The organism is Mesorhizobium sp. M0296 (assembly GCF_040321675.1).
GTDB lineage: Bacteria > Pseudomonadota > Alphaproteobacteria > Rhizobiales > Rhizobiaceae > Mesorhizobium.
The window spans coordinates 23,205-35,828 of sequence record NZ_JAMYRZ010000033.1; the positions used below are offsets into that span (position 1 = coordinate 23,205).

General features: G+C 62.7%; 11 protein-coding genes. 8 read left to right on the forward strand and 3 right to left on the reverse strand.

Features of this window, described 5'->3' with window-relative positions; translation table 11 throughout:
• The first annotated feature begins 19 nt into the window (after nt 1–19).
• The 8 genes from NKI97_RS26050 (at nt 20) to rnhA (ending at nt 8,434) form a co-directional block, all read left to right on the forward strand.
• Nucleotides 20–1,342: an MFS transporter gene (locus tag NKI97_RS26050; protein WP_352837383.1), complete on the forward strand. Its 1,323-nt coding sequence runs from the start codon at nt 20–22 to the stop codon at nt 1,340–1,342.
• Nucleotides 1,324–1,791 (forward strand): YqaA family protein, encoded by a 468-nt coding sequence (locus NKI97_RS26055; protein ID WP_352837386.1) that lies wholly within the window; start codon nt 1,324–1,326, stop codon nt 1,789–1,791. Before NKI97_RS26050 ends, NKI97_RS26055 begins: the two co-directional genes overlap by 19 nt.
• A 162-nt stretch (nt 1,792–1,953) precedes the next feature.
• Nucleotides 1,954–3,516 (forward strand): ABC transporter substrate-binding protein, encoded by a 1,563-nt coding sequence (locus tag NKI97_RS26060; protein ID WP_352837389.1) that lies wholly within the window; start codon nt 1,954–1,956, stop codon nt 3,514–3,516.
• A 28-nt stretch (nt 3,517–3,544) separates the two neighbouring features.
• A complete protein-coding gene (locus tag NKI97_RS26065) occupies nt 3,545–4,486 on the forward strand; it encodes an ABC transporter permease (protein ID WP_352577926.1) in 942 nt (313 codons plus the stop codon).
• A gap of 4 nt (nt 4,487–4,490) precedes the next feature.
• Nucleotides 4,491–5,402 (forward strand): ABC transporter permease, encoded by a 912-nt coding sequence (locus NKI97_RS26070; RefSeq protein ID WP_352837393.1) that lies wholly within the window; start codon nt 4,491–4,493, stop codon nt 5,400–5,402.
• Nucleotides 5,399–6,412: an ABC transporter ATP-binding protein gene (locus NKI97_RS26075; RefSeq protein ID WP_352837396.1), complete on the forward strand. Its 1,014-nt coding sequence runs from the start codon at nt 5,399–5,401 to the stop codon at nt 6,410–6,412. The genes NKI97_RS26070 and NKI97_RS26075 overlap by 4 nt, the downstream gene beginning before the upstream one ends.
• Complete coding sequence (locus NKI97_RS26080; RefSeq protein WP_352837399.1) at nt 6,405–7,388, forward strand: oligopeptide/dipeptide ABC transporter ATP-binding protein; 984 nt, start codon at nt 6,405–6,407, stop codon at nt 7,386–7,388. The genes NKI97_RS26075 and NKI97_RS26080 overlap by 8 nt, the downstream gene beginning before the upstream one ends.
• Before the next feature lie 563 nt (nt 7,389–7,951).
• Nucleotides 7,952–8,434, forward strand: coding sequence for a ribonuclease HI (rnhA, locus tag NKI97_RS26085; RefSeq protein WP_352837401.1), 483 nt, complete (start codon nt 7,952–7,954; stop codon nt 8,432–8,434).
• Between the two features lie 91 nt (nt 8,435–8,525).
• On the opposite strand, the gene NKI97_RS26090 is transcribed toward rnhA, so the two are convergent.
• The 3 genes from NKI97_RS26090 to NKI97_RS26100 are packed head-to-tail and all read right to left on the reverse strand — an operon-like array spanning nt 8,526 to nt 12,617.
• A complete protein-coding gene (locus tag NKI97_RS26090; protein WP_502907123.1) occupies nt 8,526–9,476 on the reverse strand; it encodes a Csu type fimbrial protein in 951 nt (316 codons plus the stop codon).
• A gap of 29 nt (nt 9,477–9,505) precedes the next feature.
• Nucleotides 9,506–11,926 carry a fimbria/pilus outer membrane usher protein gene (locus NKI97_RS26095; protein WP_352837466.1) on the reverse strand — a complete coding sequence of 807 codons (2,421 nt, stop codon included), beginning with the start codon at nt 11,924–11,926 and terminating at the stop codon, nt 9,506–9,508.
• A complete protein-coding gene (locus NKI97_RS26100) occupies nt 11,898–12,617 on the reverse strand; it encodes a fimbrial biogenesis chaperone (RefSeq protein WP_352837405.1) in 720 nt (239 codons plus the stop codon). The genes NKI97_RS26095 and NKI97_RS26100 overlap by 29 nt, the downstream gene beginning before the upstream one ends.
• Between the last annotated feature and the right edge of the window lie 7 nt (nt 12,618–12,624).

Genomic DNA, 12,624 nt, shown 5'->3' on the forward strand with positions numbered 1-12,624 from the left:
CCGCTGCAAGAAGACAAATATGCTTCAGGTCCTGGCCAATCGCACTTACCGTCATCTCTTCCTGGCCCAGGTCATCGCCCTGATCGGCACCGGCCTTGCCACCGTGGCGCTCGGGCTGCTGGCCTATGATCTTGCCGGCGCCGATGCCGGCGCGGTGCTCGGCACGGCGCTCGCCATCAAGATGATCGCCTATGTCGGCGTGGCGCCTGTCGCCGCTGCGTTCGCCGAGCGCCTGCCGCGCCGCACCATGCTGGTTTCGCTCGACCTCATCCGGGCTGCGGTCGCGGTGTTCCTGCCCTTCGTTACCGAAGTCTGGCAGGTATATCTTCTCATCTTCGTCCTGCAGTCGGCGTCGGCGGGCTTCACTCCGGCCTTCCAGGCCTCGATCCCTGACGTGCTGCCCGAGGAGAAGGACTACACGCGGGCCCTGTCGCTGTCGCGACTGGCCTACGACCTGGAAAGCGTCGTCAGTCTCATGCTGGCGGCGGCGCTGCTTTCCGTCATCAGCTTCCACGGCCTGTTCGCCGGTACGGTTGTCGGCTTCCTGGCGTCCGCGGCGCTGGTCGTCTCCGTGGTGCTGCCCAGCCCGCAAGCCTCGGAGCCGCGCGGCATCTATGAGCGCACGACGCGCGGAATCCGCATCTATCTGGCGACGCCGCGATTGCGCGGGCTGCTGGCCCTTAACGTTGCCGTCGCGGCGGCAAGCGCGATGGTGATCGTCAACACGGTCGTCCTGGTGCAGGCGCAGTTCGGCCTCTCGCAAAGCGACACGGCGCTGGCGCTCGCAGCCTTCGGCGGCGGATCGATGATTGCAGCCCTTGCCCTGCCGCGGCTGCTGGAGAACGTCCCGGACCGGGTTGCGATGCTCTCGGGCGCCGCGATCCTGGTCGCGGGCGTGCTGGTAGGACCGCTCGCCGGCAGCTACTATCTGCTGCTGCCGCTCTGGTTCGTGCTGGGGCTCGGCTATTCGCTGGCGCAGACGCCTTCGGGCCGATTGATCAGGCGTTCCGCCGATGCCGTCGACCGGCCCGCTCTGTTTGCTGCCCAATTCGCGCTTTCGCATGCCTGCTGGTTGATCACCTATCCCATTGCCGGGCGCGTCGGTGCGGCGATGGGATTGCCCTTCACCTTCATTCTGCTCGGCATCATTGGCGCCGCAGCCCTGCTTGCCGCGATCTGGCTCTGGCCGAAACACGATCCCGACGTGCTTGTGCATACGCATGTCGATCTGGCTGAGGACGACCGGCACATCGGCGACGCAGTATGGTCGGAAGCGGGCTATGAGCATTCGCATGGCTACGTCGTCGACGATCGGCACCCGAAATGGCCCAAGGCAAGCTGAGAGCTCGAAATGCCTGGCGAGCTCGCCATCATGGCGGTCTTTTCCTGACCGCGTTCGCCGCGGCGACCATCCTGCCGATGCAATCGGAAGCAGCCCTTGCGGGGCTGCTCCTGACAGGAAGCCATGCTCCGGCTCTGCTCATCGCCTCCGCAAGCGCAGGCAATGTGCTCGGCTCGATCGTCAACTGGTGGCTCGGCTGGGGCGTCGATCGCTTTCGCAATCGCAAATGGTTCCCGGTGCGGCCCTCTGCGCTGACGCGCGCGACGCGATGGTATCAGCGCTATGGACGATGGTCGCTGCTGTTGAGCTGGTTGCCTCTCGTCGGCGATCCGCTGACGGTCGTGGCGGGAGCGCTGCGGGAGCCATTCTGGAGCTTCCTTGTGATCGTCACGATCGCGAAGGTCGGCCGCTACCTCGCGCTGGCGGCGATGACGCTGAGCTGGATTTAGCGCCTGTCGAGACCCGCGCCGGCACGGCGACATCACGCGAGACGGCGCTTTCCTTTGCCAAACGCAGCGCTGCGCGCCAACTTGGATTGGCGCCGAATATGTCTATACAAATGGGAATGCATGTGTACAATCGCTACCAACAATCAAAAAAGGGGAACTGAAATGATCACTCTCGACCGCCGCAATTTCCTTGTTTCCACCGCCGGCCTTGCCTTCGCCGCCGCGCTGCCACGCACCGCCTTTTCCGAAACCAACGACACGCTGAAGATTGCCATCGCCGCGGAGACCGGTGATCTCGAGCTGCTGCAGAATGTTTCGACGCTGAGCACCTACACCATCGTCTTCGATGCGCTGATCCACTACGGCCAGAACGGGGCGCTTGAGCCGGGACTTGCTACCAAATGGACCATTGCCGACGATCAGCTTTCGATCGCCTTCGATCTGCGTGAAGGCGTGACCTTCAGCGACGGCATGCCGTTCGATTCCACCGCAGCCGAATGGAACCTCAAGCGATGGATGGGGGTGAGCGACTTCTCCTGGATTGGCGTCTCCGATGCGTACGACAGCATCGTCACCGATGGGCCGAACAAACTGACGGTCAAGCTGAAGCGGCCGGTGCCGGCCGCATTGCTTGAACTCACCATCGTCCGCCCAGTTCGTTTCCTGTCGCCCAAGGCAGTCGACAAGGATGGCAAGCAGACGGCGCCGATCGGAACCGGTCCGTGGATCGTCGAAAAATATGATTCGAGCGGCACCAGCCTCTTTCGCAACGACAAATACTGGGGCGAAAAGCCGCTCTTCAGCCGCATGGAATTGAAGGTGGTTCCAGATGAACTCGCCCGCGCCAATGGCCTTCGTTCAGGCGACCTCGATGTCATCGGCGGCGACTGGGTGGCGACGCTGTCGCCGCGCCGCGCTCGCGCGCTGGAAAGCGATGGCATGAAGGTTGTTGCCGAGCCGGGCACCGCGACAATGCTGCTCGGCTATTCGCCAAAGTCGAAGGTCATCGCCGACAAGGCCGTTCGCGATGCCGTCTATGCATCGGTCGATCGCGCGGCGATCGCCAAGGTCCTGTTCGAGGGCTTTGCCGACCCGGCCGCCGATCTGTTCCCAGCAAATGTGCCCTCGTCGGGCAAGCGGCATGACGTGCCGGTGCGTGATGTGGCGGCGGCCAAGAAGATCCTCGCCGATGGCGGCTGGGTCGACAGCGGGGGTGCCTGGACCAAGGCTGGCTCTCCTCTGACCATCGACTTTCTGGTTTCCGAAGAGTCCCTGCCGGGATCGCGGCGCATCGCCGAAATGATCCAGGGTCAATTGTCCGAGGTCGGTTTCCAGGTCCAGGTCTCTTCTGTCGACAATGCCACCATGCATGAACGGCGTCCGGCCTTCGACTATGATCTCGCTTTCTTCACCACCTATGGCGCTCCCTATGACCCTCACGGGACCCTTGGCAATGCCTTCGTCTCGACGGCGGACAGCGGGCCTGATGGCAAGATCTATGTCTCGGACGCGCTCGACGGCATAGTCAAGGCTGCGCTCGAGGCGAGCGGCGCCGAACGCGACCTGAAGATGCAGGCTCTCTACGATTGGCTGCACGACAACACCGCCATCTGTCCGCTTGTCGTCAGCCAGCGGCTGTGGGCTCACAATCCGCGCGCAGAGAACTTCTCGCTTCCGGCGACTGACTACGACTTGCCGTTCAAGGCGATCACGCTGAAGGCCTGAAGACTTCGAGCCCGAGTGAGGCCTGACGATGAAACGCACGATCCTGCGACGGATGCTGCTTGCCTGCCTTTTGATCCTGGCGGCATCCGCGCTGACATTCGCCCTGGTTGCGGCGGCTCCGGGCAATGTTGCGGCGCTCATTGCCGAGCGTGCGGCAGGTCCTGGCGCTGACGCGCAAATGATCGCCAAGATTGGCAACGAGCTCGGTCTCTACGACCCGTTGCCGATCCGCTACGGACGCTGGCTTTCCGGCGCGCTGGCCGGGGATTTCGGCATCTCACTGCGAACGGGAAAGCCGATCTCGTCGGAGTTTGCCGCCCGCATCCCGATGACGGCGGCTCTGCTTGCCGGCGGCGGCATTCTCGCCTTCATTTTCTCGATCGCGCTCGGCATTGCCGGCGCCGTCAGCAATGGTGGCGTGATGGACAGGTTCCTCCATGCATTTTCGCTGATCGGCGCGTCGACCCCGAACTTCTTCGTGGCCGCGCTGCTGGTCATCGTGTTTTCCGTGATGCTGGGCTGGGTACCCACCTTCGGCACCAGCGGCTTCACCTCATGGCTTCTGCCGTGGGTGACGATCGCGCTGTTCCCGGCCTCCGTTCTCAGCCGCGTCGTTCGGGTCAACCTCCAGGAAGCGATGTCGCGGCCGTTTGCGACAACCGGCTTCGCCAAGGGCTATACCAGAACGCAGGTGCTGCTGCGCGAGGCGCTGCCCAACATCGCCATTCCGTTCCTGACGACATTCGGCGCGCAATTCACGCTGATGATCATCGGATCGATCGTCGTCGAGACGGTATTTGCATTGCGCGGCGTCGGTGCCTTTTTCATCGAGGCGATCCGCTTCCGCGACTTCATCGGCATGCAGTCGGTGCTGCTGCTGTTTGTCGTCTTCTTCGTCATGGTCAATTTCATCGTCGACATGATTTGCATCGTCGCGGATCCGCGAATGCGCCGGGCGCGGGGAGCATGAGGCGATGAACATTTCCGCTATCAGGGACATCAAGGACTGGCCGTGGCTGGTGCTGCTCCCCGTAATCGGCTTTGTGCTGATCGGCATCTTCGCTCCTGCTATCATGCCTTACGATCCAAGTGCGCAGGATTATTCGGCGACACTGGAGGGCATGAGCTGGAGCCACTGGCTCGGCACCGACTATCTCGGCCGAGACGTCTTCAGCCGCATCGTCGGTGGCGCCCGCATTTCCCTGGTGGCGATGGTGATCGTGCTTGTCGCCGCGCTGGCGATCGGGGTCACGATCGGCTCCTTCGCCGGCTATGTCGGCGGCCGTGTCGAGCTCGTCCTTATCAGCATCATCGATATTGCGCTGGCACTTCCCAGCTTGGTGATCGCGCTGGCGTTGATCGGCATTCTGGGCACCGGCTACTGGTCGATGATCACGGCGCTCACCCTGGCGTGGTGGGCGAACTATGCCCGCATGAGCCGCGCCGTCGTCACCGCCGAGCTGCAGCAGCCCTATATCGAGGCGGCCCGCGTGATGGGCGCCGGTCATCTGTGGATTTTTGTTCGCCATATCCTGCCGCATGTGCTTGCCCTCGTCGTGGTCTATGCAAGCGCCGACGCCGGCGCGCTTGTGCTGGCCATCGCCACGCTCAGCTTTCTCGGACTTGGCGTCGCACCGCCGACACCGGAATGGGGTCAGATGCTGGTCGACGGCATGAGCTACATCGAGGAGGTGCCGCGCCTCGTCGTGCTGCCCGGTCTGGCGCTGACGCTGGTCGTGGTCAGCTTTAACCTTCTGGGCGAAGCCTTCGCATTGCAAAAGGTGCCGCGGCCGGTTCGCGGCGCGACCTTGCGCAGACGCCGAAAGGCGCGCGCTCGCGAAGAAGCCGAGCGTAACGCCGTCGAAACGGGAACGACTTCAGCATGAGCGACGCTCAGCCAATCTATTCGATCGAAGATTTGGTTATCGACCTCTACGCCACCACCGTTTCTGTGCGGGCGGTGGACGGGGTGTCGTTCAACGTCCGTCCCGGAGAAACGGTCGCGGTCGTCGGCGAAAGCGGTTCGGGAAAGACCGTAATGACGCTCGGTCCCCTCGGCCTGCTGCCCGAGGGCGTGACCGTGGACATGAAAGGGTCGGCGCGAGCCGACGGAAGCGAACTGCTCAGCATCGGTTCCCGGCAATTGTCGGACCTGCGCGGGCGCTATTTCGGCGTGATTTTCCAGGACCCGATGAGCGCGTTGAACCCGATGCTGAAAATCGGCCCGCAGCTGGCACGCCAGGCGCGCCGTTTCGCTGGCCTGTCGCATGAGGCAGCGCGCAAGGAAGCGGTCTCGCTTCTGGCGCGCTCCGGCATCCCGGACCCCGAGGATCGCTATAACCGCTATCCGCACGAAATGTCGGGCGGCATGCTGCAGCGCGCGATGATCGCGCTGGCCCTGGCGGCCCGGCCGCGCGTGCTGATCGCAGACGAGCCGACCACGGCGCTGGACGCCACGGTCCAGGCGCAAATCCTGGAGCTCATCCGTCAGATCCAGCGCGAGGATGGCATCGCGGTCGTGCTGATCACGCACGACATCGGCGTGGTCGCTTCCGTCGCCGACCGCGTCATCGTGCTTTACGCCGGCCAGGTGGCGGAGGAGGGGACGGCGATGGATGTGCTGACCCGGCCGGTCCATCCCTATACGCGCGGGCTGCTCGCATCGGTGCCGGATTTTCGCGCCGACGAACGCGCGGCGACCCACGAGATACCTGGCCTGCCACCAAACCAGATCAGGCTGGAACCGGGTTGCCGGTTTGCCGAGCGCTGCGAACTGGTCGAAGCCGGTTGCCGGCAGCACCGGCCGCCGCTGCAGACGATATCCGCGTCGACGAGCCCGCACCGTGTGGCTTGCCCGGTCACGCTGAAACGAGAGGGGATCGCCGTCTATGTCTGATGCCGCGGCGATCGAGGTTAGGGGATTGAAGGTGCATTTCGCCAACCGTTCGGGTGCCGGCGCGGTGCGGGCGGTCGATGGCATAGACCTGACGGTCGCGCGCGGTGCATTCCACGGCATTGTCGGCGAGTCCGGCTGCGGCAAGACCACGCTGGCCCGCACCATCGTCGGTTTGCAGAAGGAAAGCGAGGGCACTGTCCTGATTGGGGGAAAGGATCGCGCCTCATGGCTGAAATCGGACAGGAAGTCGTTCAGCCGCGAAGTCCAGTTCGTCTTCCAGGACCCGTTGGGGTCGATGAGCCGCCGCCAGTCCGTCTACCAGACACTGGAGGAGCCGCTGCAGATCCATCGCTTCGGTTCATCAGTCGAGCGCCGGCGCCGCATCGCCGAGCTTCTGGATCTGGTTGCGCTGCCTGAGACGGCGCTCGACCGTTTGCCAAGGTCGCTCTCGGGTGGCCAGCGGCAGCGCGTTTCGATTGCGCGCGCGCTTGCGCTGAAGCCGTCCATACTGGTCTGCGACGAACCGCTCAGCGCGCTCGACGTTTCGATCCGGGCGCAGATCGTTAACCTGTTCACGTCGCTGCAGAAGCAGCTTGGTCTGACCATTGTCATTGTCGCGCATGATCTGGCGATCGTGCGCGAGGTCTGCTCGGACGTGACGGTGATGTATCTCGGCCGCATCTCGGAAGCCGGCCTGACCCGCCCGCTGTTTCGCGAGCCGGCCCATCCCTACAGCCAGGCGCTGCTGTCGGCTGTTCCTTCTCCCGATCCTCGCATCGAAGCCGGGCGCCGCCGGATCATTCTCGCCGGCGATCCGCCAAGTCCCAGCGCGCCGCCTCCGGGGTGCCGGTTCAACACGCGCTGTCCGGTGGCGATCAATGTCTGCCGGGTGGAGGAACCGATGCTGCGATCGGTGCCGCATGGCGGCGTGGCAGCCTGTCATCTGGCCGATAGCGGCCGCCGCCCGGTTATCTGAAAGATGGCGTTTCTCCCCCCAACCCGTTTCGCGAGGCTGACCGTGGTCTCGGGCGTCCTGCGCGAGCCTTTCAGGGTTTTCCTGCTGCTTGTCGCCGTCGCCAAAGTCGGCCGTATCTTGTTCTTGCCGCCGTGATGCTGAGCGTCGTCTGACCTGGCGAATCTTCTCCAAGCTGAGCTGGTTAGGTCGGCTGGTTCGAAGGAACCAGCCGAAGAGCCTCGTCTGATTTAATTTAGGCGGACGGGAAGCCTAGACTAGGTCTTTTTGACAGCGACCTTGTTGAGGGCTGCGCGTAGGCCTTTCGCCAACTTCTGCGTATCGCGCGACCGTACGACCAAGTTTCGCCGCAGCGCTCCAAGCTCGTCCATAAAATGGCATCGGGAACCCACAAGCGATAGGAAACCGGACCGGGCGGAGCGCGGGAACTTCACGTTTATCCTCGCTCCCGTCGACGCGTCCTACGGCCATATCGGGGAAGATATCGAGGAGGCAACCGCATTGCTCGTCGAACATGCCGTCCTGCCAGCGATGCCGATTTCGAACCGACAAACCGGAGACCACCAATGACCGATACGAAGGGCCGCCATCCCGGCCGGCACATTGTTATTCATACAGACGGTGCTTGCATCGGCAATCCTGGCCCAGGCGGCTGGGCGGCAATCCTGCAATCGATGGACGGGCCGGACGAGTTGAAGCGAAAGGCGGCGTCTGGGTCGAACGGGGACACGGCCAACAACCAGATGGAACTCACGGCAGCCGTCGAGGCCGTGAAGTTGATCAAGAGCGATAACCGGGTGTTCCTCAGAAGCGACAGTCAATACGTGATCAACGGCATCACAGAATGGCTTGAAGGCTGGAAGGCCAAGGGATGGAAGACCGCTCAACGAAAGCCAGTTCTGAACCGTGAACTATGGGAGAAACTGGAAGCCGTCGTTGCCGGTCGCGACATCACCCGGGAGTGGCTGCGTGGCCACAACGGCGATCCATTGAACGAGGAGTTCGATCGGCTGGCCAATGAAGCTGCTCGGTCGGTCAAGTTCTCATAAAATGCTCATTGCTGTCGGCGTTGGCGTTCGCGTCCATTGTTGCAGCCAGGCTGCCCAAATGGATATCGCTCCCGGGCCGCGTCGTGTCCCATCAGTAGGTGACTGTGACGACCACCGTGTCGGTGTAGACACCGGCTGACGGCATGGCCTGCGGCGGCACCCGGCCATAAACGGTCAAGGCCTGGGGTGCCCCCGTGCCAGTCCCCGTCACCATGCTGCCCGCCATGGAAGCATCGCCCCAAGGCTGAGTTCGGGCGATGTCCTTGTAGAGCCCGTAAGTCACGGTTTCCGCCCCCTTTGACATTTTGCGGGCTGCGGGGGGCGAACCGGTGGTCCCGCCGTTCAAGGAGAGTGTGTAAGACGTCGCAGGCGTGCAGGTTATCGACACCTGGCCGGTGGCATCGACATTCGCGGCGAGAACTCCCGTCGACCCGAAATCGATGTTGCCGGTCGATACGAGGCAATTCGCCGCGACCGTTGCGTTTACCGTGAAGGTCGCAGCCGGGGCTAGGGTGGTGCTGCTAGCCGTATTGCAGTTGTTGGCGTTGGTGACGCGGTACCGATACTCGACATTAGCGCCGGAAAAGGTCGATAGGTAAGTCCCGGGTGGAACCGTGCCCTGACCACCAAATACCGCGCCATAGATCGTGGCGGTGCCGGTGGCCGTACCCAAAAGTCCCAGGGTCAACCGTAGGACCGGCGGGCGCGACGCATAGGCCCATGCATAGGACCCCCAGACGAGGCTGCGCGCCGAGTCCGAATAGAGCTGATAGTTGAGGCTGTTGGCTCCGCTCAGCATCTGCCGCGCCGTTGCCGTCGATGCGCCACCACTGCCGGCTGCAAAATGCGCACAGAGCAGGATTTGCTGGCCAACCAGACCGCCGCTGCAGTCCATGCTTAGAGTTGCGGTCGTGTTTATTTGGCTACTCGACAGCGTATCGACCGAGCCAAAGTTCATGTTCGAGACGCCAAAATTACAGCTTAACGCGAAAGCGCGGGACGAGAATAGGGCAGCGCCCAACAGCATGGCAAAACGGAGCATCTTGTTTCCCATTGTCAGCTTGCCCGTTCTCACCGGCACGTCACATCCTTGATCGCCACCTGCCGGCCGGGCGTCGGCTGGTAGGCAAATTCGGCCCTGCAGGAACTCCCATCCGAACGGTTCACCACGAGCGCGTTTTTGGCACCCAGACCGCGGACGTAGGCTTGGCCGTCGTAGCCGATGACGAAGTCTTCCGAGCCACCGTCAATGCGGCCGCTCAGGCCAGCCTCGAGTGGCATCCCGCTGCTGTCTACCAAGGTGACGAGCGCTGCCTCGGGCGCTTCCGAAACGCCGAAGTTCACGACGACACCGGTGCGATCAGCCGGCACGACGACCTCCTTCGTGGCCGGAATGTCCGCATCGACCGGCAGGTTCTTAGGATTGATCGAAACAGTGTTCGGCTCATAGGAATTAAGGCCAGTGATGAGAATACGGCCCCGACTGTTCGTTTTGCCAACCGGCCGATTCTGGAATTGCACGTCGACATCAGCCGCACCGACCTCAACGACCGCGAAAGCATCGTCGATACGATTGGTCACGAAGATGCCGCCTCCGGCGACGGCAATCGCGCCATCCATCTGCGCAGTGGCTCTGAACTCCTTATCGTATTGTTGAACATCGGCCTCGAAGCGAGCGAAGGGAGCCCTGTAGCTGACGCCAGCCGAACGGCTGGTCGTTTCTCCTTCCGCCGTCCGCGCCCGCCACCCGATGCTGCCGTCCTCCAGACGCTCGGTTTTGGCTACGTCGGCAGCCATATTGAGCCCGTCTGGACCGCTCTCTACGCCAGTCGAGGCCGTGATGTCGTCCCCGAACGGGATGGAAATCCCGGCAAACACCCCGAAGCTGTCGCGGTCTTCGAGATCGGCAAAAGCCGTGGCGTAGAAGCTGCTTCGTCTGAACAATTGCTGGCTGTAAGAAAGGCCGATAATCTGGCTCTTCTCGCCTTCGGCGCTTTCGAGATGCGTGTAGGAGAAGTTGAGGCTAGAAAACTCAAGGGGCGCCGGAACGCTCAAAGTTACCTGATCGATCGATCGCGGGACGTTGCCGCTAAAGATCGGCAAATCGCCAAGCCTGGGAAACGAAGGTTCTGCAGTCACCGAGGCGACATCCTGGTAATCGCCGAACGCACGCTGGATGCGACCATAGATCGACCATCCCTCATAGGTCGTCTCCAGCGATGCGTTTAAAATCGCCCCCGTGCGCCCCTCATGATGGCTGCCGGCGACCGCCACCGAGGCAGCGCCGTAGTGTCCGAGCGGAAAGGCCGCGCCCACGCCGCTATTGACCAAATCCTCGCCGCCCTCGGCATGCCCCTCGAGTGTCAGCCAGTTTGTGAGACCGTAGCGGGCGCTGGCGACGCCAAAGAGGCGCTGGTCATAGTCGGCAGATTCGATGCCGAAATTGCGCCGGGGAAATCCGACTTCCGCCGAGAAATCGAGCAGACCCTGTCCCAGCATAGAGGAGGACGTGTAGAACGGCAGCGTGGCGCTGGTTTCGCGACCAAGGCTGTCTCGCAACACAACCTGCGCTTCGCCGGCACCTGCAAACACCGGCAGATTGGTAATCTGGAACGGGCCGGCGGGAACCGCGCCGCTGTAGGTGCGGACGTTCTGGGTATAGACTTCAAGCGTCGACGGGACCGCTGCGCTCCCGCCGAACGACGGCAGCGGCAGCGTGACCAGATCGGACCGAAGCCGGAAATTGCGTTGGGCCTGAACGCCGCCGAGGTAGACGGGCCGCGTCCATGACAGCCCGCCGGAGATGAAGTCACCCGCCCGATAGGTCATCAGGCGTTCTGGGTCCGAGTAGCTCCACGTCGTGTTGAGCCGTACTAGCCCTCCGAACTCGCCGTCCGAATAGCCGGCGGTGAATGACTGGCCGAGAGTGCCGAAGGGGCTGAAAACGCGCGCGTCGAAGCCGCCGGAAATGCCTTGGAACAGGTCCAGATCATCTTCGAACCAGCTGTTGGAGCTCGCAAACAGCGAATAGTTCAGCACACCACCGTAGCTGGACTGCGGCTTCAGGAGATCTTGCTTATCGCTGCCGCGAATGTCGACGATGTGCGCGGATCGACCATCGTTTGTTGTCGTAACGTAAAGGCGCTGGGTTGCTTCGTCGACGCGAAAGGCAACGTCCGGCAGTTGATCGAGCCTGACCAGACCATCGGCATCGATCGCGCTATCCACGGGCTTCAGGCCAAGTTGGGTGAGTTCGTCCGGTGCTGTGGCCAGGCTGCCGCCGGCAAATTCCGTGAAAGTCCCGATCAGTTCCGTCGAAACGTCGTTGATGAACACTTCAAGGTAAAGATCCCGGCGTTCCGCTCGGGGGGAAGCGGAGTCCGCAATCTGCGGTTCGGCTGGTAAATCCTGCGCGTTCGCCGCCAGGAGAGGGAGGGTGATGCCCGCAACGACGACCGCGGCCCTAGCGCCCCTTGATCGCAACTGGGGCATCGAACGGTCCAAGATCGCTTTGCCCTTTGAGCGTAACAGGGCTTGCGGCCAGCGATTTGGCGGTGCCGAGCGGCCATTGCATTGTAGCGCCACCCAAAACATAACCGACCAGCCCACTGCGGGCTCCGAGCTTCTTGCTGCCTTGGACTAGGTTGAGATTGGACAGTCTCAGGCGGCTCTCACCATTGTTGCGCGCAGTCAGGACGAGCCTGCCTTCGGCCCGCGACAGGCTGAACGACACGTCAGAGGGTTTCGCATCCGGATTGCGAAAAAAGACAGGAACGGAATAGCGAAGCACCAGAGCGACCGTTCCGGCCTTTTTCCGCGACGGATCGGGCAACTCGTCTACTAAGAGGCGATAGCTTTCTTCGGTGCCAACCGGTGCCTTGCTGACGCGAACGACGCGAACGACGTAGTCTGCATTTGGTCCGATCTTAGTCGATGGCGGGCTGGCGACGACATCCGAAGTCGGCTCCAGTTGCTCCACGCCGCCGGCCTGCCGCCACCTGAAAACGCGAATCTGTACGTTTATCGAGCGCTTGGCGTCGTTGTGCAGGTTCAATACCGCCGCGCTGTCGGGCGCGATCAACTCCAGGCTAGTTGGAGCGACCCTCAGTGAAGCAGCCTCAACGAGACCTGCGCTCAGCACGAAGATCGCGGCGGCACTGATACGTGTCAGCAGACGTCGCATACAATTC